Source organism: Neisseria sp. P0008.S004, assembly GCF_051962755.1.
In the GTDB taxonomy this organism is placed as follows: Bacteria; Pseudomonadota; Gammaproteobacteria; order Burkholderiales; family Neisseriaceae; genus Neisseria; species Neisseria subflava_A.
Genome location: NZ_JBQCUZ010000004.1, coordinates 240935 through 260493, shown reverse-complemented (window position 1 = coordinate 260493; position 19559 = coordinate 240935). Strand labels below are relative to the sequence as shown.

Annotated in this window: 18 protein-coding genes; 6 read left to right on the top strand and 12 right to left on the bottom strand. The window is 49.0% G+C overall.

The window, feature by feature from the left end; translation table 11 throughout:
- Positions 1–98 precede the first annotated feature (98 nt).
- The 9 genes from prpF to recO all read right to left on the bottom strand — a co-directional run bounded on the left by prpF (position 99) and on the right by recO (position 10667).
- Positions 99–1268 (bottom strand): 2-methylaconitate cis-trans isomerase PrpF, encoded by a 1170-nt coding sequence (gene prpF / locus ACTHSW_RS06300; RefSeq protein ID WP_070461918.1) that lies wholly within the window; start codon positions 1266–1268, stop codon positions 99–101.
- Positions 1269–1385: 117 nt separating this feature from the next.
- Positions 1386–3992: a Fe/S-dependent 2-methylisocitrate dehydratase AcnD gene (acnD, locus tag ACTHSW_RS06295; protein WP_063067867.1), complete on the bottom strand. Its 2607-nt coding sequence runs from the start codon at positions 3990–3992 to the stop codon at positions 1386–1388.
- 400 nt (positions 3993–4392) lie between these two features.
- Positions 4393–5547: a bifunctional 2-methylcitrate synthase/citrate synthase gene (gene prpC / locus ACTHSW_RS06290; RefSeq protein ID WP_070461916.1), complete on the bottom strand. Its 1155-nt coding sequence runs from the start codon at positions 5545–5547 to the stop codon at positions 4393–4395.
- An 84-nt stretch (positions 5548–5631) separates the two neighbouring features.
- Positions 5632–6507, bottom strand: coding sequence for a methylisocitrate lyase (gene prpB, locus ACTHSW_RS06285; protein ID WP_002233567.1), 876 nt, complete (start codon positions 6505–6507; stop codon positions 5632–5634).
- 765 nt (positions 6508–7272) lie between these two features.
- On the bottom strand, positions 7273–7695 hold the full coding sequence (locus ACTHSW_RS06280) for a hypothetical protein (RefSeq protein ID WP_070461914.1): 423 nt from the start codon (positions 7693–7695) through the stop codon (positions 7273–7275).
- 1 nt (position 7696) lies between these two features.
- Complete coding sequence (locus tag ACTHSW_RS06275; RefSeq protein ID WP_234396203.1) at positions 7697–8500, bottom strand: NUDIX domain-containing protein; 804 nt, start codon at positions 8498–8500, stop codon at positions 7697–7699.
- 153 nt (positions 8501–8653) lie between these two features.
- A complete protein-coding gene (gene acpS, locus ACTHSW_RS06270) occupies positions 8654–9031 on the bottom strand; it encodes a holo-ACP synthase (RefSeq protein ID WP_003686416.1) in 378 nt (125 codons plus the stop codon).
- 94 nt (positions 9032–9125) lie between these two features.
- On the bottom strand, positions 9126–9854 hold the full coding sequence (pdxJ, locus tag ACTHSW_RS06265) for a pyridoxine 5'-phosphate synthase (protein ID WP_070461911.1): 729 nt from the start codon (positions 9852–9854) through the stop codon (positions 9126–9128).
- Positions 9855–9923: 69 nt separating this feature from the next.
- Positions 9924–10667: a DNA repair protein RecO gene (recO, locus tag ACTHSW_RS06260; protein WP_070461909.1), complete on the bottom strand. Its 744-nt coding sequence runs from the start codon at positions 10665–10667 to the stop codon at positions 9924–9926.
- Between the two features lie 140 nt (positions 10668–10807).
- On the opposite strand from recO, the gene ACTHSW_RS06255 reads away from it, so the two are divergent.
- Both ACTHSW_RS06255 and ACTHSW_RS06250 read left to right on the top strand, forming a co-directional pair.
- Complete coding sequence (locus tag ACTHSW_RS06255; protein WP_070461906.1) at positions 10808–12244, top strand: patatin-like phospholipase family protein; 1437 nt, start codon at positions 10808–10810, stop codon at positions 12242–12244.
- Positions 12245–12357: 113 nt separating this feature from the next.
- Positions 12358–13092, top strand: coding sequence for an epoxyqueuosine reductase QueH (locus tag ACTHSW_RS06250; protein ID WP_070461905.1), 735 nt, complete (start codon positions 12358–12360; stop codon positions 13090–13092).
- Positions 13093–13143: 51 nt separating this feature from the next.
- Here ACTHSW_RS06250 and ACTHSW_RS06245 read toward each other — a convergent pair whose 3' ends face one another.
- Positions 13144–13476: a stress response protein gene (locus ACTHSW_RS06245; RefSeq protein ID WP_070461903.1), complete on the bottom strand. Its 333-nt coding sequence runs from the start codon at positions 13474–13476 to the stop codon at positions 13144–13146.
- Between the two features lie 404 nt (positions 13477–13880).
- On the opposite strand from ACTHSW_RS06245, the gene nrdA reads away from it, so the two are divergent.
- The 4 genes from nrdA to yfaE all read left to right on the top strand — a co-directional run bounded on the left by nrdA (position 13881) and on the right by yfaE (position 18011).
- On the top strand, positions 13881–16160 hold the full coding sequence (gene nrdA, locus ACTHSW_RS06240) for a class 1a ribonucleoside-diphosphate reductase subunit alpha (RefSeq protein ID WP_070461901.1): 2280 nt from the start codon (positions 13881–13883) through the stop codon (positions 16158–16160).
- A gap of 121 nt (positions 16161–16281) precedes the next feature.
- Entirely contained in the window at positions 16282–16431 is a 150-nt protein-coding gene (locus tag ACTHSW_RS06235; RefSeq protein ID WP_199901828.1) for a hypothetical protein, read from the top strand.
- Between the two features lie 41 nt (positions 16432–16472).
- Complete coding sequence (gene nrdB / locus ACTHSW_RS06230; RefSeq protein WP_039863698.1) at positions 16473–17606, top strand: class Ia ribonucleoside-diphosphate reductase subunit beta; 1134 nt, start codon at positions 16473–16475, stop codon at positions 17604–17606.
- A gap of 105 nt (positions 17607–17711) precedes the next feature.
- Positions 17712–18011, top strand: coding sequence for a class I ribonucleotide reductase maintenance protein YfaE (gene yfaE / locus ACTHSW_RS06225; RefSeq protein ID WP_003686421.1), 300 nt, complete (start codon positions 17712–17714; stop codon positions 18009–18011).
- 77 nt (positions 18012–18088) lie between these two features.
- Here the strand turns inward: yfaE and ACTHSW_RS06220 are convergent, their stop codons facing one another.
- Positions 18089–18658 carry an acetate uptake transporter gene (locus ACTHSW_RS06220; protein WP_070461898.1) on the bottom strand — a complete coding sequence of 190 codons (570 nt, stop codon included), beginning with the start codon at positions 18656–18658 and terminating at the stop codon, positions 18089–18091.
- A gap of 135 nt (positions 18659–18793) precedes the next feature.
- Positions 18794–19543: a type I 3-dehydroquinate dehydratase gene (gene aroD / locus ACTHSW_RS06215; RefSeq protein ID WP_070461895.1), complete on the bottom strand. Its 750-nt coding sequence runs from the start codon at positions 19541–19543 to the stop codon at positions 18794–18796.
- Positions 19544–19559 lie beyond the last annotated feature (16 nt).

Here is a 19559-nt window from a genome sequence, read left to right as displayed (position 1 = left end):
GCCCAACCCTAATCTCCATTGCAGGTATCGCTACCTGACTAAAATCTGCTTATTTGGTTTTCAGACGGCCTTGTTTAATGCTGCGGCCGTCTGAAAACTTAAAAGCAATCTTCCGGCACTCGGACTTGTCCTTCCATAATCACGCGTGCGCTACGGCTCATGACCGCTTTGGTGGCCGTCCATTGTCCGTCCTGACATTCGGCGGCGGCACCGACACGCAGTGTGCCTGACGGATGGCCGAAGCGGACTTCTTTACGCGCTCCGCCTCCGGCTGCAAGGTTGACCAGCGTACCGGGCACGGCGGCGGCGGTAGCGATGGCAACTGAAGCGGTGCCCATCATGGCGTGGTGCAATTTGCCCATGCTCAGTGCGCGTACCAATAAGTCGATGTCGGCTGCTTTGACGGTTTTGCCGCTTGAAGCGGTGTAATCGGCCGCCGGAGCAACAAAAGCGACTTTCGGAGTATGGGCTCGAGTGGCAGCTTCGGATACGTCGCTGATTAAACTCATTTTCAGCGCACCATACGCGCGGATGGTTTCAAATTTTTCCAGAGCCGCGGCATCGTTGTTGATGTCGTCTTGCAACTCTTTGCCTGTGTAGCCCAAATCTGTGGCATTCAAGAAAATGGTTGGAATACCTGCATTGATAAGCGTGGCTTTCAGACGGCCTATATTCGGTACATCAATTTCATCGACCAAATTGCCGGTTGGGAACATACTGCCTTCGCCGTCGGCTGGATCTAAAAATTCGATTTGTACTTCGGCTGCCGGAAAAGTTACACCGTCAAGCTCAAAATCGCCTGTTTCCAAAACTGCGCCGTTTTGCATCGGCACATGGGCAATAATGGTTTTGCCAATGTTTTTCTGCCAGATTTTGACGGTACACAGGCCGTCTGAAGGGATTTTGGGTTTATCGACCAAGCCTTGCTCGATGGCAAATGCGCCCACGGCGGCGGTCAAATTACCGCAGTTACCGCTCCAATCGACAAAAGGTTTGTCGATGGAAACTTGTCCGAACAAATAATCGACATCATGATCGTCTCGTTCGGATTTGTCCAAAATCACGGCTTTGCTGGTGGACGAACTGGCATTGCCCAAACCGTCAATCTGTTTGCCGTAAGGGTCGGGGCTGCCGAGTACGCGCAAGAGGATTTTGTCGCGTGCCTCGCCTGCTTCCTGCGCTGCGGCCGGCAGATCGGTACGTTTGAAGAAAATGCCTTTAGATGTACCGCCGCGGTAGTAAACGGCTGGAATTTTAATTTGCGGCATTTCGAGTTCTCCTTTGTATTTCTAGTATGGTTTTTTCAGACGGCCTCTTAAACATTCGAGGCCGTCTGAAAACCTTTTTGAGCGTAGCCCGGGCATTTTGACGATACCCGATTTACCTTACGCTGCATTTCCTTCTAAAAAGTCTTGTGCGAAACGTTGCAACACGCCACCGGCTTCATATACCAACACTTCTTCTGCGGTATCGAGGCGGCAGGTCACCGGAACTTCGACGGTTTCGCCGTTTTTACGGTGAATCACGAGGGTCAGGTCGCAACGCGGTGTGCGTTCGCCGACAACGTCGTAGGTTTCCGTACCGTCCAGTTGCAGGGTATGGCGGTTGGTACCCGGTTTGAACTGCAACGGCAACACGCCCATACCGATCAAGTTGGTGCGGTGGATACGCTCAAAGCCTTCGGCAACAATCGCTTCCACACCGGCGAGGCGTACGCCTTTTGCAGCCCAGTCGCGGCTTGAGCCTTGACCGTAGTCCGCGCCGGCAATGATGATGAGCGGCTGTTTGCGGTTCATATAGGTTTCGATGGCTTCCCACATACGCATGGTTTGGCCTTCGGGTTCAACGCGTGCCAGCGAACCTTGGCGTACGCTGCCATCTTCGTTTCTTACCATTTCGTTAAACAGTTTCGGATTGGCGAAGGTTGCGCGTTGGGCGGTCAAGTGGTCGCCGCGGTGGGTTGCGTAAGAGTTGAAGTCTTCTTCAGGCAAACCCATTTTCGCCAAATATTCGCCTGCGGCACTGCTGGCCAAAATCGCATTGGATGGCGAGAGGTGGTCGGTGGTGATGTTGTCGGGCAAAATCGCCAGCGGACGCATACCGCTCAATGTGCGTTCCCCTGCCAGTGCGCCTTCCCAGTAAGGTGGGCGGCGGATATAGGTGGACATTGGACGCCAGTCGTACAGCGGGCTTGGTGCTTTTTGTGCTGTGCCGGTGTCAAACATCGGGATATAAACGTCGCGGAATTGTTGAGGTTTCACATATTCGGCAACGATGGCATCGATTTCTTCATCGGTCGGCCAGATATCTTTCAGGCGGATTTCGCGGCCGTCTGCAACGCCGAGTACATCGTTTTCAATATCAAAACGGATGCTGCCTGCCAGCGCGTAGGCAACGACCAACGGAGGCGAAGCGAGGAAAGCCTGTTTCGCATACGGATGGATGCGGCCGTCGAAGTTGCGGTTGCCTGACAATACGGCGGTAGCGTACAAATCGCGGTCGATGATTTCTTTTTGGATTTTCGGATCCAGCGCGCCGCTCATGCCGTTACAGGTGGTACATGCGAAGGCAACGATACCGAAGCCGAGTTTTTCCATTTCAGGCAGTAGGCCTGCTTCTTTCAAATAGATTTCGGCTACTTTTGAACCCGGGGCAAACGAAGATTTCACCCAAGGTTTGCGTTGCAAGCCGAGGCGGTTTGCATTGCGTGCCAACAACGCGGCGGCAACAACGTTGCGCGGATTGGAAGTATTGGTACAGGAAGTAATCGCGGCAATAATCACTGCACCGTCAGGCATTTGGCCGTCTGAAGGCTCTTCGTAAGGTTTTGCCAAGCCTTTGCTGGCCAAATCAGCGGTCGCAAAACGGGCATGCGGGTTACTTGGGCCTGCCATGTTGCGTGTTACGCTACTCAAATCAAATTTCAATACGCGAGGATAAACGGCGGTTTTCAAGGCATCTGCCCACAAGCCTGCGGTTTTGGCGTAGGTTTCCACCAATTTCACTTGCGCGTCATTGCGGCCGGTCAGTTTCAAATAATCAATGGTTTGCTCATCAATAGCGAACATCGCAGCAGTCGCTCCGAACTCAGGGGTCATATTGGAAATGGTGGCACGGTCGCCGATAGACAGGCTTCTTGCGCCCTCACCGAAAAATTCGACAAATGCGCCAACCACGCGCTCTTTACGCAAAAATTCGGTCAGTGCCAACACGATGTCGGTGGCAGTAATGCCCGGCTGGCGTTTGCCGGTCAGCTCAACACCGACAATATCAGGCAGACGCATCATGGAGGCACGGCCCAACATCACGGTTTCGGCTTCCAAACCGCCCACGCCTACGGAAATCACGCCCAATGAATCGACGTGCGGCGTATGTGAGTCTGTACCGACACAGGTATCAGGGAATGCCACGCCGTTTTTGACTTGGACAACCGGCGACATTTTTTCCAAGTTGATTTGGTGCATAATGCCGTTGCCCGCCGGAATCACGTCCACATTTTCAAATGCGGTTTTTGTCCAGTTGATGAAGTGGAAACGGTCTTCGTTACGTCTGTCTTCGATTTCGCGGTTTTTGCGGAAGGCATCAGGATCGTAACCGCCGCATTCAACGGCCAGAGAGTGGTCGACGATGAGCTGGGTTTGCACCACAGGATTCACTTTGGAAGGATCGCCGCCTTTTTCGGCAATCGCATCGCGCAGGCCCGCCAAATCCACCAACGCTGTCTGACCCAGAATATCGTGACACACCACGCGCGCTGGATACCAAGGAAAGTCGATTTCCTGTTTTCCCTCAATCAGCTGGCCCAGCCAGCTTTGCAGCGTAGGCAGGTCGACTTTGTCTGCGCGGTTGACCAAGTTCTCAGCCAAGATACGGCTTGTATAAGGCAGCTTGTCGTAAGAGCCTGGTTTGATGTCTTCACACGCCTGACGCGCGTCGTAATATTCCAAATCCGTACCGGGTAAAGCTTTGCGGTAACGTTGGTTGGCAGTCATGTCGGTTCTCCTAAATCTATTATTTTTTTGGTTTTGGGTTTCAGACGGCCTGTTGATTCGGACCTTAAGACCGTCTGAAACCATAAATTCTGTTTTATTGCTTGTTGTCTGAAATCTATTCGCGGTATGAAAAAAAATTGCTGCTCCGCTACCATCATTCCCGTATAGACGGAAATCCAAACTTAAATCTTTCAGCACTCTTTACAGCAGAACATTTCAACTTTTGAATTTCTGCCTGTATGGGAATGACGACAGCAGAGCAGCATGTTTTCCAAACGGCCGGCTCTCTCTCTCGCATACTGCACTAGGCCGTCGAAAAACGAAAACATCATTTATTCATTGTTTTCAAACGGCATTTCGAGATAGGGCGGGCAGGCGGTCCACCCTGATGTTACGCGTATTAGCGGTTTTCAATCTCCACGAATGCCAAATCTTCGGGGCCTGTGTAGTTTGCGCTTGGACGGATGATTTTGCCGTCTTTGCGTTGCTCGAGAACGTGTGCCGCCCAGCCGGTTGTACGGGAAATTACGAACAGCGGTGTGAACATAGCGGTCGGTACGCCCAATTTTTGGTAGGAAACGGCAGAGAACCAGTCCAGATTCGGGAACATTTTTTTCTCTTCCCACATCACGCTCTCCAAGCGTTCGGCAATGTCAAAGAGGCGCATATCGCCGGTTTCTTTGCTCAAACCGCGTGCCACTTCTTTAATGACAACGTTGCGAGGGTCGGAAATGGTGTACACCGGATGGCCGAAACCGATCACGATTTCTTTGCGGCCGATGCGTTCGCGGATGTCTGCTTCGGCTTCGTCGGCATTGCGGTAGCGTTTTTGAATATCGTAAGCCACCTCGTTTGCACCGCCGTGTTTCGGACCTTTCAACGCGCCGATTGCACCGGTAATGCTGGAGTACATATCAGAGCCTGTACCGGCAATCACGCGGGCGGTAAAGGTAGAAGCATTGAACTCGTGTTCTGCATACAGAATCAGTGAAACGTGCATGGCTTTGATGTGTGATTCGCTTGGGCGTTTGCCGTGCAACAGGTGCAGGAAATGACCGCCGATGGTCTCTTCGTCGCTTTCAACTTCAATGCGTTTACCGTTGTGCGAATATTGATACCAGTACAGCAGGATGCTGCCGAGGCTGGCGATCAGTTTGTCGGCGATATCGCGCGCTTCACTTTCCGGATGGCTTTCACGTTCAGGATGAACGCAGCCCAGCATGGATACGCCGGTACGCATCACGTCCATCGGATGGGTATGTGCAGGCAGGCTTTCCAAAACTTTGATCACACGGATAGGCAGGCCGCGCATGGATTTGAGCTTGGCTTTATAAGCGGCCAGCTCGAATTTGTTGGGCAGATGACCGTGAATCAGCAGGTGGGCGACTTCTTCAAACTCGCATTTTTGTGCCAAATCCAAGATATCGTAACCGCGATAGCTCAAATCGTTGCCGGTACGGCCAACGGTACACAATTCGGTATTACCGGCCGCAACTCCAGAAAGCGCAACGGATTTTTTAGGTTTGAAAGTCGGGGTTTGAGTAGTTTCAGTCATGGTATTTCTCCTTTGTATTTTTATGGGTTTTATTTTTCAGACGGCCGATGCGGATTTGTTGAAAGGCCGTCTGAAAGCAGTTACTTATTTTTGAAACAATTTATCCAGTTTTTGCTCGAAGGCATGATAATTCAGATGCTCGTACAGCTCGGCACGGGTTTGCATAGTGTCAACCACTGCGGCCTGAGTGCCATCACGCATAATCGCTTCATAAACATTCAGAGCGGCTTTGCTTGCTGCGCGGAACGATGACAGCGGATACAGCACCAGTGACACGCCGTTTTCAGCCAGCTCGCTTTGGGTATAAAGCGGAGTGGAACCAAACTCAGTAATGTTGGCCAATACAGGTACTTTCACTGCATCTGCAAATTGGCGGTACATTTTCAAATCGGTCATGGCTTCAGGGAAAATCATGTCCGCACCGGCTTCGACACAAGCCTGAGCTCGTTCGATAGCGGCATCCAAACCTTCTACCGCCAGCGCATCGGTACGCGCCATAATCACAAAGTTCTCATCAACGCGGGCATCGACGGCAGCTTTGATACGGTCGACCATTTCATCTTTAGATACAATGGCTTTGTTCGGACGGTGGCCGCAGCGTTTCTGCGCTACCTGATCTTCGATGTGAACCGCTGCAACACCAGCGCGTTCAAAGTTGCGAATGGTACGGGCAATATTGAATGCACCACCCCAACCCACATCGATGTCCACCAGCAAAGGCGTATCCACGTTGTCCGTAATGCGTCGTGCGTCAATCAGCACATCTTCCATTGTGGTAATGCCCAAATCAGGGATACCGCAAGAGCAAGCTGCAACGCCGCCGCCAGACAGGTAGATGGCTTTGAAACCGCTTTGGGTGGCCAATCGTGCAAAGTAAGCATTGACGCAACCGACGACGGCTAGTGGATTCGATTCTTTCACGGCTTGACGGAAACGCGCTCCGGCAGAGTGTTGACTCATCATATTTCTCCTTTATAGACTTTTTTCAGTATTAATCGGACGGCTCGGTTTTTTCACAACTTGAAACAAACCGTTTAAAAAGAAACAATCGTTCTAAAAACTGTTTTCAGACGGCCTGTAAAATTTCAATCATCAACCATCTAAAAAATTTAAAATCAATAAATACAAATAGTTATCAAAACCAATAAATACAATAAGGCTGAAGCTAAGGTGTGCGTTTTTTAATTTTTATTAATCAAAATATGAATTCGATTGGAGATACAGATATTTTAAAACCCGAAGCGTTCGTAGGAATGCGGAAACTGGATTCGGGTTGAGAGCCTTCAGACCGTCGGGACTGCCAATAAGCTGGCGGCGACGGGAGCGGCAGAGACGGGAGAAAATCTATAACAAGAGAGAGTGGTTTGATACAGATTCATGATGATGTTCCTTTGTAGTGCGATGTAGTTTTTATTTATGGAAACAAATTTAAAAAATAAAACCGGTCTTGTCAAACACTTTTTTCAAAAAAATTATAAAAAATTCAGTTATTAATAAACGATTTTTTTGCAACAAATGTAAAAAACGGACAGGCTGTACCACATCAAATCCTTATGTGGCCTAGCTTCTGTCCGTTTTGTACTTTTGACTGATAGTCAGAATGATTGTAAACAATCTATCTAAAAATAATTTATAATTGATTCATTTATAAAGAACTTTTAAATATGCCGCCTGAAAAAATTAAAATTTTTGCCTTTAAATTTTCAGACGGCCTTTGCCTGATGACTACTCTGCACTAAATGCCGTCTGAAAAGTCTGTTTGCCAATGGTAATGTCGACAGTGTAATCATGGCGGCCTTCGACGCAAAACGGCAAGCGGACTTGCACAGCCTGCCAACTTTGCGGCGATTGTTGCGTCAGGTTGTAGCGATTGAAGCCCATGTCCATGTTTTTCATACTGAAACTGATACTGACAGCGCCCGTATTCTTCGGCACATTCTCAACCACAATATCGAATGGCTCGTGTATATTGATGGAGGTCGCACGCACTTTTGAACCGTCAGGCAGGACGCAGCCTTGTGTCAGACTACATTCGACTACATTCGCTTTTGACTGTTTCCGCTGCCACCAATCCAGGAGCAGCAGTTTGGCCGCCGCAAACACAATCAGTAAAACAGCGGCAATCAGTAGTTTTTGATTTTTACTCATTTCAGACGGCCTCAATGTCATTATCGGTCAAAACAGCATGCACACCCATGCTCTGCCACTGTTCGCGATAAATGGAAACCATACTTTCTGGAGTAGCCGCAATCAACGGCATAGCCACGCCTTGCGCCAAAATATCGACAACTTGCTTGGCTGCCGCTTCATTTGCTACTTTCCATACGACAGCATCGGCATTTTGCACCTGCTGCCATTGTTCGGCGTTTTCAATGACTGGCCACACGCTGGGCGCTTCTATCGGCTTGCCTTGTTGCCAATCGGCAAAATCCAGCAATACGGCAGAGGCGGTTTGATGCTGAGCCGATAGATATGGCACAACATGATATTCGCCCATGCTGTTTCGACCGCTCAAGTCGCTTTTCAGACGGCCTTGAAGCTGGCGCGGAATAGATAGGGAGCGTAATAATGCGCTATTGGCAGGCAACATCGGCGCAACGGTAAAATCCCCTGCCTTTTGCCATGCCCATTTCTGCCCTTCCCTCGATTGGATTTCACCTGCCCATTGGTCGGCTTCCACCCATAAAAAATGCAGGCGTACATGTGCGTGTTCGTAGGAATGGACTTTCGTCAGCCACGGCGTAGCGGCAAGGATACGGATGCCGAGTTCTTCTTCAAACTCGCGTTGCAAGGCTTGAAAATCGCTTTCGCCTGCCTCAACCTTGCCTCCGGCAAATTCCCAATAGCCGGCATACGGTTTGCCCTCTGGGCGGGAACTGAGCAGGTAGCAGCCGTTTTGGTCGAGCAAAATTCCGGCAACCACTTGTACCAATGGACGTGTGTCTTCAGTCATCATGAGATTATTCTTATATACGGCAGGCAGTGACACCTGCCGATTTATGCGTAAAAAAACGATGTCGGGCCTATACGCCCGACCTTCAACAAATACCTAACCCTTCAGGCCGTCTGAAAAGGATGCTCTATTTCAGAATACTTGAATCCTGCCTTATTTTTCCGCAATGACAAAAGCCATGACGGTATCTTCTTCATCGCTCATACTGAGATGGCAGCTTCGGATACCCTGTTCCTCCAGCCATTTAGTCAAAGCCGGTGCAAAAAACAATTCAGGTTTGCCCAATGCGTCATGTCCGACACCAATGTTGCGGAAAGACACCACGCCGCGTATGCCCGTACCGACGGCTTTGGCAAAAGCCTCTTTGGCAGCAAAGCGTTTGGCAAGATAGTTGACCGGTTTGCCTGCCTGCGGAAATTCCAACAGCTCTTCCGGGCTGAGAATGCGTTGCGCAAATGCCAGTCCGAATTTTTTGTTCAGGCGGATAATGCGTTTGAGGGAAACAATGTCTGTACCGATTCCGTAAATCATGGGTCTGCTCCTTGTTTAAATAGTCAGGCCGTCTGAAAGTGTGAATACCGGCCAAAGCAAATCGACTTAGCCGGTATAGCTGATACTGATGCCGTTAAGGCAGCATTCTGGCTCTGAACATGACTTCCTTCATTTGGCGGACTGCTTCTGGCAGGCCGAGGAAGAGTGCTTGGGAAATCAGCGAATGGCCGATGTTCAACTCGCGGATGGCGAGGATTTGAGCAATCGGCGTAACATTGTGAATGGTCAGGCCGTGTCCGGCATTGACGACCAAACCCAAATCGCTGGCGTAATGCGCGCCGTTTTGAATGCGCTCGAATTGTTTCATTTGCTCGGCATGGCTGTGCGCATCGGCATATGCGCCGGTGTGCAATTCAATAACGGGGGCACCGACATCATAAGCGGCTTGGATTTGCGCGTTGTCGGCATCGATAAACAAGGACACGCGGATGCCTGCGTCGGTCAGGATTTTGGTGAATTTGGCCACTTTATCCTGTTGCGCCAATACATCCAAACCGCCTTCAGTGGTCACTTCTTGACGTTTTTCAGGCACGAGGCACACATCTTCAGGCATGACGTTGAGCGCGTTTTCCAACATTTCTTCCGTCAGCGCCATTTCCAAATTCAGGCGCGTGCGGATGGCGTTTTTAACGGCGAACACGTCCGCATCTTTAATATGGCGGCGGTCTTCACGCAAGTGCATGGTAATTAAATCTGCGCCATGGGTTTCCGCAATCAGCGCCGCTTCGACAGGGCTGGGATAAATCGTACCGCGCGCATTGCGGACGGTGGCAATATGGTCGATGTTTACGCCTAACAACATAATAATGTCCTTTCATTAAGGTTTCAGACGGCCTGAGTCATTACCTATCAAAGGCCGTCTGAAAAAAATTCAACTGCCCAAGCCAAACTGCTGCAACTGCTGCAAAACCTGCCGAGACTTGATGCCCTCAGGCAGAAGGTTGTCAATCAAAAGCCGCGTTACTTTCAAAGCCTGCCCCAGACTTTCCTGATGAACGAAACTGCCTTCCCTCAAATCGATTAAAGTCGCGCCCAATACGGCAACGCCTTTATTGAGCGCATGGAAACGGTCGGCCTCTGCCAAGGGCACCACGGCCTCTTCCGGTGTAAGCCAATAAGTTTCTTCGCCGTTGATTTCATTGTCGTTGCCGTCATGGAACAAATCGGGGGCAAAGCCCAAACGTGTCAGCAGCGACCATTCAAAACGGCGCAAAGCGGCAATATGGTTGGCCTCGCAACAAATGGTTTTCATGGTTTCCGCCAAAACATCGTAAAGCTCGGGTAACGGATCTTCGCGGACGGTCAACTTCAGCATCAACTCGTTCACATACAATCCGCTGAACAAAGCCCTGCCCTGCGGCTGAGGCCACCCGCCTATCCATTCGGCGCGATGCAGGGTCTTCAACTCTTGCGAACCATACCAAGACGCGCTCACCGGCACAAACGGCACCAACACGCCGCGCAATTCGCTCTGACGTTTACGCGCACTTCTTGCCAACAAAGCCACCCGTCCATAACGGCGGCTGAAAGCCTCCACCCACAAGCTGCTCTCGCGCCACGGGGCGGAAGCAAGCAGAAAGATAGGTTCGTGGTTGATGCGGTTTGGTTGCGCCATAAAGGTTTGGAAAGATAAAGATTGTGTCGATTATAACGGAAAATCGATGCAAAAAGGCCGTCTGAAAGTCTACCTTCTATAAAGGCCGTCTGAAAACCTTTATAATCCGTTTTGAATGAATAACCGACCTTCCTGTGTTTATGCCGAAATTCCCTTTTAAATCCACCCTTTCCCTGCTCTCCGCAGCCCTATTATCCGCCTGCTCGCTGGTGAAATATCAGCCTCTTGCTGGCATTGATACGGTCGACCTGCAACGTGGCTACCGCTTTGAAACCAGCCAGCTTCAGCGCAACAACGAAGACGATACGCTTATTGTATTGATGTTCTCCGGCGGCGGTACGCGCGCGTCAGCCTTAGGTTATGGCGTGTTGGAGCAGCTTCATAAGCAACAGATTACCATCGGCGGCAAAAAACAATCTTTGATGTCGAATGTCGATGTGGTGGTCGGCGTATCCGGCGGCTCGGTTTTGGCAGCTTATTTTGCACTCAAGGGCGAAGAAACCATTCCTTTGTTTTATAAACGTTTCCTACACCAAAACTTCCAACGCCAAGTCGTCAAACAGGCATTCTCCATGTCCAATCTGCCCCGACTGGCCTCGCCTGAATATAGACGCGGCGATCTGTTGCAGGAGCAGTTTGAAAACTACCTTTTCGGCAAAACCACTTTCCGCGATTTGGAAAAAAATGCCAAGGGCCCGTTTGCAATCATTTCCGCCACCGATATGGGCATAGGCGAGCGTTTCAATTTCACGCAGGAATATTTCGACCCGATGTGTATCGACTTGGGCGACTTGCGACTTGCCCGCGCCGTTGCTGCGTCAAGCTCCGTGCCTATGGTGTTCGCACCGATTACGCTCAATAACAACGGCGGCCATTGCCAATACACGCCGCCGCTGCAACTTGTCTCCGACAGCGAAGCCGGTAAAAGACAGCTGCAAACCCGAAAAGAATTTTTTGAGCGTTTCCAAAAATACAGCAACAGCAAAAACCGCCCCTACATCCACCTGATAGACGGCGGCCTGACCGACAATCTGGGCATGCGCAGCCTTTTGGATATGACGGAAATGTATCCGGAAAAAATTCTGACGCATAAAATCAAACAAAACAAAATCCGCCATATTGTCGTCATCAACGTCAATGCCCAAAACGAAGTCAGCAGCAATTTGGATAAAAGCGCGGCCGTACCCGGCTTCCGCGATGTTGTTTCCGCCATCGTGAATATCCCGATCGACCAACATTCGCAAGAGTCTTTGCGCCGCTTCAGGGCCTTTGTCGATCAATGGAACAAAGACAAGCAGAATGAAAACATCTATTTCTCTTTCGTCAGCCTGAATCTCAAAGACCTTCCGCCATCCCGGCTGAGGGACAAGGTATTGAATATCCCGACCAGTTTCTATCTGCCGCCGGAAGACGTGGACAACCTGCGCACCGCCGCCGCCGAGCTGATGAAACAGTCGCTGGACTATCGCAACCTGCTGGCAGAATTCGGAGCGCACCCCAATCCAGACACCATCTTCGCAGCCCCGCCTCCGGATGCACAAGAGTTCAAACCATTGAACGAAAAGAAAAAGCAGTAGTAAACTGTTCCATTAAAGTGCGGCTCTGTTAAAATATATGCTTCATTTTATATTTCAGACGGCCTCAATACCCAAGGCCGTCTGAAACACTTAACAATAAATAGAATCCAACCATGACCAAATTAAACACTCCCATCGTTACCGACATTGACCGCCCCATCCTCGTTCCGCCCGGAGGCCATAAAAAAGTCCTGCTGCATTCCTGCTGCGCCCCATGTTCCGGCGAAGTGATGGAAGCCATGCTTGCCAGCGGCATCGACTACACCATTTATTTTTACAACCCCAATATCCATCCGCACAAAGAATATATGTTGCGCAAAGAAGAAAACATGCGCTTTGCAGACAAATTCGGCATCCCTTTTGTCGATAAAGACGACGACTACGAAAACGACCGCAAAGAATGGTTCGCCAAAGCCAAAGGCATGGAATTTGAACCCGAACGCGGTATCCGCTGCACCATGTGTTTCGACATGCGTTTTGAAAAAGCGGCGCAATACGCCCATGAAAACGGCTTTCATGTTTTCACCAGCTCACTGGGCATTTCACGCTGGAAAGATATGAAACAGATTAACGGCTGCGGCCATCGCGCTGCCGAGCCGTACGATGACTTGGTTTATTGGGATTTCAACTGGCGCAAAGGCGGAGGCAGCGCACGCATGATAGAAATCAGCAAGCGCGAGCATTTCTACCAACAAGAATACTGCGGTTGCGCCTACTCCCTGCGCGATTCCAATGCTCACCGCAAATCGCAAGGCCGCATCCCCATCAAGCTGGGCGTATTGTATTACGGTGATGAATCTACCCAATACGAGCCTCAAGCCGAAAACAAAATCATTGTTGAGAAATAAATATCAAAGGCCGTCTGAAACATTCAGACGGCCTTTGTTTAAATAAGATGATTAACGGCGGCTGAATTTGCCGTGATCAAAATCATCAAATGCCTGATAAGCAGCTTGGCATTGAATTTTTTGCTCAGCATAAGGCAAACCGCGGAACGCTTTTGCCGCTTTTCGGTTTTCCCTCAATTCAGCCTTGTTACCTTTGTAGCGATACCAAGCGGCACGGCGCTCAAGGTATCTCTTACAAGCAGGATGCAATTTGTTTTTCTTCGCTGGCTGGTGTTTGCTCACATGATGGCCATGCGGTTTGGCCACCACTTCGGCAGAATAAGTACCAAAGCTCAATACGGCAACCACTGCCATTGCAGAACCTAAAGTTTTCAGTGTCAACATGATTCGCTCCCAATTCAGGTTGGATAGTCATCCCATTATATGCCTCGCCTAATAAATCGACAAACTTCTCAATATGTTTCATGATAAATGAGTGTAAGCAATTACAGCACTATCCTTCTTGCTTTGCAAAATTTAACACACTTTCCATGCAGACAGAAGCCGAATATAAATTTCTTTATTTCATAAGCCTCTAGCCAATGTTTGAACAAATGTGATGCAAATGCAAAAAAATATCAAATCGCCACAAAGCCACATAAAATCTGGTTTAGGCCTCCTATCCCCTAATCCACACCCCGAAAAAAGCGCATTGTCAAGTCTAGTTAAACAAAGAAAAATACATTATATTGTGCCGTTCAAAGCAATCACATACCGTATCTTGTGTTTTTTAATGGGAAGACTGAACAATGAATGCAGCAACGAATATTAAAGTAACCAAACGCGACGGACGCTTGGAAAATATCGATTTAGACAAAATCCACCGTGTTGTTACTTGGGCGGCAGAAGGCTTACAAAACGTCTCCGTATCGCAAGTCGAGCTCAAATCTCATATTCAGTTTTACAACGGTATCCGTACCGACGACATCCATGAGACCATCATCAAGGCCGCGGCCGACCTGATCTCACAAGATACGCCCGATTATCAATATCTGGCTGCCCGTCTCGCCATTTTCCATCTGCGCAAAATCGCTTATGGCGAATTCGAACCACCTCACCTCTATGATCACGTTAAAAAACTGACCGAGGCAGGCAAATACGACCGCCACATCATCGCAGATTACAGTCGCGAAGAATTCGACGAGCTGAATGCCTATATCGACCACAGCCGCGATATGACTTTCTCTTATGCTGCCGTAAAACAGCTGGAAGGCAAATATCTGGTGCAGAACCGCGTTACCCGCCAGATTTATGAAACGCCGCAGTTCTTATACATTTTGGTAGCGATGTGCCTCTTCAGCAAATACCCGAAAGAGACCCGTTTGGACTACGTCAAACGTTTTTACGACGCCGTTTCTACGTTTAAAGTATCACTGCCAACCCCGATTATGAGCGGCGTGCGCACGCCTACGCGCCAATTCTCAAGCTGCGTATTGATTGAATGCGACGACAGTCTGGATTCCATCAACGCCACCACCAGCGCGATTGTGAAATACGTTTCCCAACGCGCGGGCATCGGCATCAACGCCGGACGTATCCGCGGCTTGGGCAGCGAAATCCGCGGCGGCGAAGCGCAACATACCGGCTGCATTCCGTTTTTCAAAATGTTCCAAGCGGCCGTTAAATCTTGCTCACAAGGCGGCGTACGCGGCGGCGCGGCAACCTTGTTCTACCCATTGTGGCACATCGAAGCCGAAAGCCTGTTGGTATTGAAAAACAACCGCGGCGTAGAAGACAACCGTATCCGCCAATTGGACTACGGCGTACAAATCAACCGCCTGCTGTACACCCGTTTGATTAAAGGCGGCAACATTACCCTGTTCTCGCCAAATGAAGTTCCGGGTTTGTATGATGCCTTCTTCGCCGATCAAGACGAATTCGAGCGCCTCTACACTCAATACGAGCAAGATCCAAACATCCGCAAACGTACTTTGCCGGCAACAGAATTGTTCTCAACCCTGATGCAAGAACGCGCCGGTACCGGTCGTATCTACATCCAAAACGTTGACCACTGCAACACGCACAGCCCGTTTGATCCGCGCGTTGCGCCTGTTCATCAGTCCAACTTGTGCATGGAAATCGCCCTGCCGACCAAACCGCTGGACAACATCAACGACGCAGAAGGCGAAATTGCCTTGTGTACCCTGTCCGCCTTCAACTTGGGTGCATTGAACAACTTGGACGAACTGGAAGAGCTTGCCGATTTGACCGTACGCGCACTTGATGCCCTGTTGGATTATCAAGACTATCCGGTTGCAGCCGCACGCACCGCAACCATGAACCGCCGCACACTCGGCATCGGCGTCATCAACTACGCCTACTATCTGGCGAAAAACGGCGTACGTTACAGCGACGACTCCGCCCTCGGCCTGACCCACCGCACCTTTGAAGCCATGCAGTATTACCTGCTCAAAGCATCGGTAAACCTTGCCAAAGAATACGGCGCATGCCCGCTGTTCAACCAAACCGTTTATTCGCAAGGCAAACTGCCTATCGACACCTACAAAAAAGACTTGGACGCCGTGTGCAACGAGCCTTTGCACTACGACTGGGAAAGCCTGCGCGCCGACATCGTCAAATACGGTCTGCGCAACTCTACCCTGACCGCACTCATGCCGTCTGAAACCAGCTCGCAAATTGCCAACGCCACCAACGGCATCGAGCCTCCACGCGGATTGGTAACGGTCAAAGCATCGAAAGACGGTATTTTGAAACAAGTCGTACCGGAATTTGAAACCCTGAAAGATGCCTACGAAACCCTGTGGCAGCTTCCCGGCAACGAAGGCTACCTGAAACTCGTCGGCGTAATGCAAAAATTCGTTGATCAATCGATTTCCGCCAATACCGCCTACGACCCGAACAAATTTGAAGGCAGCAAAGTTTCCATGAAACAAATGCTGAAAGACCTGCTGACCGCCTATAAATACGGCGTCAAAACCCTGTACTACCACAATACCCGCGACGGCGCAGATGATACGCAGACTGATATTCAGGATGACGGTTGTGCAGGTGGGGCTTGTAAGATTTAAAACAGGTTGATTTTTGAAATATATCCAAGGCTTCTAGATAGTAGAAGGCTTTAAGGATTTTCTTAAATTAGTACCTACTACTATATGAAGCTAAGTTGTTATTTTCCAGAAAAGGAAAAGTATGGATACCATTGGGTTATTCTTAGCTGAATATAAACTTTATATATTTATTAGTGTTCTTTCAGTCTTCGCTATTTTAGCATGGCGATTTATTGATAAAATTCAACATGTTTCATATGGTGAATTAAAAATTAATAGAAAAGTCGACTAATTTTTAAAAAGAGAGACGTTATGTCCTGCGAACACCTAACTATGTCATACAGCACCTTTTCCAAGACCAAAAACGACGCGTTGAAAGAGCCGATGTTTTTTGGTCAGCCGGTAAATGTCGCTCGTTATGACCAGCAGAAATACGAAGTATTTGAGAAACTGATTGAAAAGCAACTGTCGTTTTTCTGGCGGCCGGAAGAAATCGACGTGTCGCGCGACCGTATTGACTACGCCAATCTGCCTGAACACGAAAAACATATTTTCATCAGCAATCTGAAATACCAAACCCTGCTCGATTCGATCCAAGGCCGCAGCCCGAATGTTGCGTTCTTACCTTTAGTATCGATTCCCGAGCTGGAAACGTGGATTGAAACGTGGAGCTTCAGCGAAACCATCCACTCGCGCAGCTATACCCACATCATCCGCAATATCGTGAATGATCCGTCAGTCGTGTTTGATGATATTGTGCAAAACAAATACATCATCGCCCGTGCGGAAGACATTGCCTGCTATTACGATGATTTGATTGAATACACCCAATATTACAATCTGTTGGGCGAAGGTTCGCACAATATCGGCGGCAAACTTGTTACCGTATCTTTGCGTGAGTTGAAGAAAAAGCTCTATCTCTGCCTGATGTGCGTCAACGTGTTGGAAGCCATCCGCTTCTACGTTTCATTCGCCTGCTCATTTGCCTTTGCTGAGCGCGAATTGATGGAAGGCAACGCTAAAATCATCAAACTGATTGCCCGTGACGAAGCCCTGCACCTGACCAGCACCCAGCATATGCTCAACCTGATGCGCGCTGGTGCCGATGATCCTGAAATGGCTGAAATTGCGAATGAATTGCAGGACGAATGCTTCAACCTCTTCAAAAAAGCAGCCGAGCAGGAAAAAGAATGGGCGGCCTATCTGTTTAAAGACGGTTCGATGATTGGTCTGAACAAGGAAATTCTGGCTCAATACGTTGAATACATTACCAATCTGCGTATGCAGGCGGTTGGCCTTCCAGCCGGATTTGAGGGTGCGACCCAAAACCCGATTCCTTGGATTAACGCATGGCTGTCTTCTGACAATGTACAGGTTGCGCCGCAGGAAGTGGAAATTTCCTCTTACCTGATTGGTCAGATTGATTCGGAAGTCAATGCCGACGATTTAGGCGATTTCGAGCTGTAATCGAACATTCGGTTTTATGATCAAGGCCGTCTGAACGGTGTGGCAGAAATCTTTGATTTTGTCTTTACACCGTTTCAGACGGCCTTTCCAATCCAAACAAATCATATGGCACTCATCAGCACACACGACAAAACCTTCCAACTCCAACAAGGCGAAACCTTATTGGAGGGCTTGGAGCGCACCGGACACGAGGTTGAATACCAATGTCGCAGCGGCTATTGCGGTTCATGCCGGGTCAAAATCTTGGATGGGAAAGTCTCTTATGATAATTTTCCGCTCGCTTTTGTCGCGCCCGGAGAAATTTTGCCGTGCTGCTGTCGGGTTACCGAAGACATCAAGCTTGATTGTCGGGAGCGAATTAAAGAGCCGGATTTATTTGATGTCGATTTATTTGAAGACAAATAAAAAATGCCGTCTGAACATTGCGGTCGAAATCTTTGATTTCATTTCCACCATTCAGACGGCATTTTGTATGGTCAAGCTTATTTACGTTCGCCAATCGGCAAAACAGTACGGCCGAAAGATTCGTTGATGACCTCTGCCGCTGCCAAGTAGAACGCACCAAGTGCAGTTACCAAGCCTAAGCAACCGCCGATATGGACGATGCTATGATTTTCCATACCATCGCCAATACCCAGGGCAAAGAAAGTCAGTGTCAAGAAAAAGAAAATACCGCTCAATACTTTAGGCTTAGTCAAGGTGGCCACAAACATCATCAGCGAAAACATACCCCATGCGCAAAGATACCAGCCGATAAATGCCGGGGCTGTTTCACCTTTAAAAAAGATGGTAAACAAAGCCCATGTCCACCAGAAGGCGCCATAGCTGATAAAAGCGGTAAAGCCAAACGTATTGCCTTTCTTGAATTCAAACATACCGGCAATAACTTGGGCGATACCACCAAAGGCGAGAGCCATGCCCAAAACTAAGCCGACACCCTCTTGAGCAGTAAAAAAGCCGCCGTTAATCAGACTAAGCAGCCAAGTTGTCAATGCAAAGCCGCACAAGCCGACAGGACCGGGGTTCGCCAGATTTTCTTTAGTAGTAGTCATTTTATTTCTCCTCTAGTTATTAGAAATTGGAAACCTATTGTTACCTATTTTATTTAAAATTAAAAGAAATAAATTTAAAAAAATCAGGCCGTCTGAAAAATATTTTTCAGACGGCCTTGAATATTAATAATTAAACTATCCCAAAATTGCCAAGATTTTCCTCAATTCGTTGGCATCAATTTGGCCGGGAGCCGACGTTTTTTGTGCTGCACCAAAGGTAACGGCCGAGCCGAAAGCCGAACCGGCCAAGCGGCTGATGGCTCCGGTTTTACCCATGGACATAGTAATAATCGGGTGGTTGATAATTTGTGAAACATCATATGTTGCCTGCAATAAAGTCAATACATCTTGCGGCGATTGCGGAATGACGGCAATTTTGCAGATATCCGCGCCCCACTCGGCCATTGTTTTCAGACGGCCTGTAATGTCTGCTAAAGACGGCGTGGCTTGGAAATCGTGATTGCAAAGCAAGGCGGCAGCTTGATATTTATGCGCCAAAGCCATGGTTTGTTTTACGCCGCTTTCCTCGGCAAAAAGCTCAATGTCGATAATATCGGCTTGTTTGGAACGGATGATTTTTTCCAATAATTCAAAATAATAGTCGTCAGAACAAGGCGTATTGCCGCCCTCTTGCGCCCTTCTAAACGTAAACAGTAAAGGCTTGTCAAGAAAAGCCTGTCGGACAATGCCTAATTGTTCGGTAATAAAATCGGCATCAAGCGCTTTTTCGAAAAAATCCGCACGAAATTCAATGATGTCAAAAGCCGTCTCTTTCAATACGCGCAAAGCCTGCTCCAATTCCTGCGTATTGGCGGCCACCAGTGGCACGGCAATTTTAGGCAGACCTTTGCCGATCTCGATATTTTTAATGATGACAGGTTTCATATTGTTCCTTTTTGCT

Excerpts from the sequence above, each read along its gene's own strand:
- recO (WP_070461909.1), bottom strand. The coding sequence starts at position 10,667 with ATGGCGCAACCAAACCGCATCAACCACGAACCTATCTTTCTGCTTGCT.
- ACTHSW_RS06235 (WP_199901828.1), top strand. The coding sequence starts at position 16,282 with ATGGATACCATTGGGTTATTCTTAGCTGAATATAAACTTTATATATTT.
- nrdA (WP_070461901.1), top strand. The coding sequence starts at position 13,881 with ATGAATGCAGCAACGAATATTAAAGTAACCAAACGCGACGGACGCTTG.
- ACTHSW_RS06280 (WP_070461914.1), bottom strand. The coding sequence starts at position 7,695 with ATGAGTAAAAATCAAAAACTACTGATTGCCGCTGTTTTACTGATTGTG.
- aroD (WP_070461895.1), bottom strand. The coding sequence starts at position 19,543 with ATGAAACCTGTCATCATTAAAAATATCGAGATCGGCAAAGGTCTGCCT.
- acnD (WP_063067867.1), bottom strand. The coding sequence starts at position 3,992 with ATGACTGCCAACCAACGTTACCGCAAAGCTTTACCCGGTACGGATTTG.
- ACTHSW_RS06275 (WP_234396203.1), bottom strand. The coding sequence starts at position 8,500 with ATGACTGAAGACACACGTCCATTGGTACAAGTGGTTGCCGGAATTTTG.
- acpS (WP_003686416.1), bottom strand. The coding sequence starts at position 9,031 with ATGATTTACGGAATCGGTACAGACATTGTTTCCCTCAAACGCATTATC.
- ACTHSW_RS06250 (WP_070461905.1), top strand. The coding sequence starts at position 12,358 with ATGACCAAATTAAACACTCCCATCGTTACCGACATTGACCGCCCCATC.
- pdxJ (WP_070461911.1), bottom strand. The coding sequence starts at position 9,854 with ATGTTGTTAGGCGTAAACATCGACCATATTGCCACCGTCCGCAATGCG.
- ACTHSW_RS06220 (WP_070461898.1), bottom strand. The coding sequence starts at position 18,658 with ATGACTACTACTAAAGAAAATCTGGCGAACCCCGGTCCTGTCGGCTTG.
- nrdB (WP_039863698.1), top strand. The coding sequence starts at position 16,473 with ATGTCATACAGCACCTTTTCCAAGACCAAAAACGACGCGTTGAAAGAG.
- prpB (WP_002233567.1), bottom strand. The coding sequence starts at position 6,507 with ATGAGTCAACACTCTGCCGGAGCGCGTTTCCGTCAAGCCGTGAAAGAA.
- prpC (WP_070461916.1), bottom strand. The coding sequence starts at position 5,547 with ATGACTGAAACTACTCAAACCCCGACTTTCAAACCTAAAAAATCCGTT.
- yfaE (WP_003686421.1), top strand. The coding sequence starts at position 17,712 with ATGGCACTCATCAGCACACACGACAAAACCTTCCAACTCCAACAAGGC.
- ACTHSW_RS06255 (WP_070461906.1), top strand. The coding sequence starts at position 10,808 with ATGCCGAAATTCCCTTTTAAATCCACCCTTTCCCTGCTCTCCGCAGCC.
- ACTHSW_RS06245 (WP_070461903.1), bottom strand. The coding sequence starts at position 13,476 with ATGTTGACACTGAAAACTTTAGGTTCTGCAATGGCAGTGGTTGCCGTA.
- prpF (WP_070461918.1), bottom strand. The coding sequence starts at position 1,268 with ATGCCGCAAATTAAAATTCCAGCCGTTTACTACCGCGGCGGTACATCT.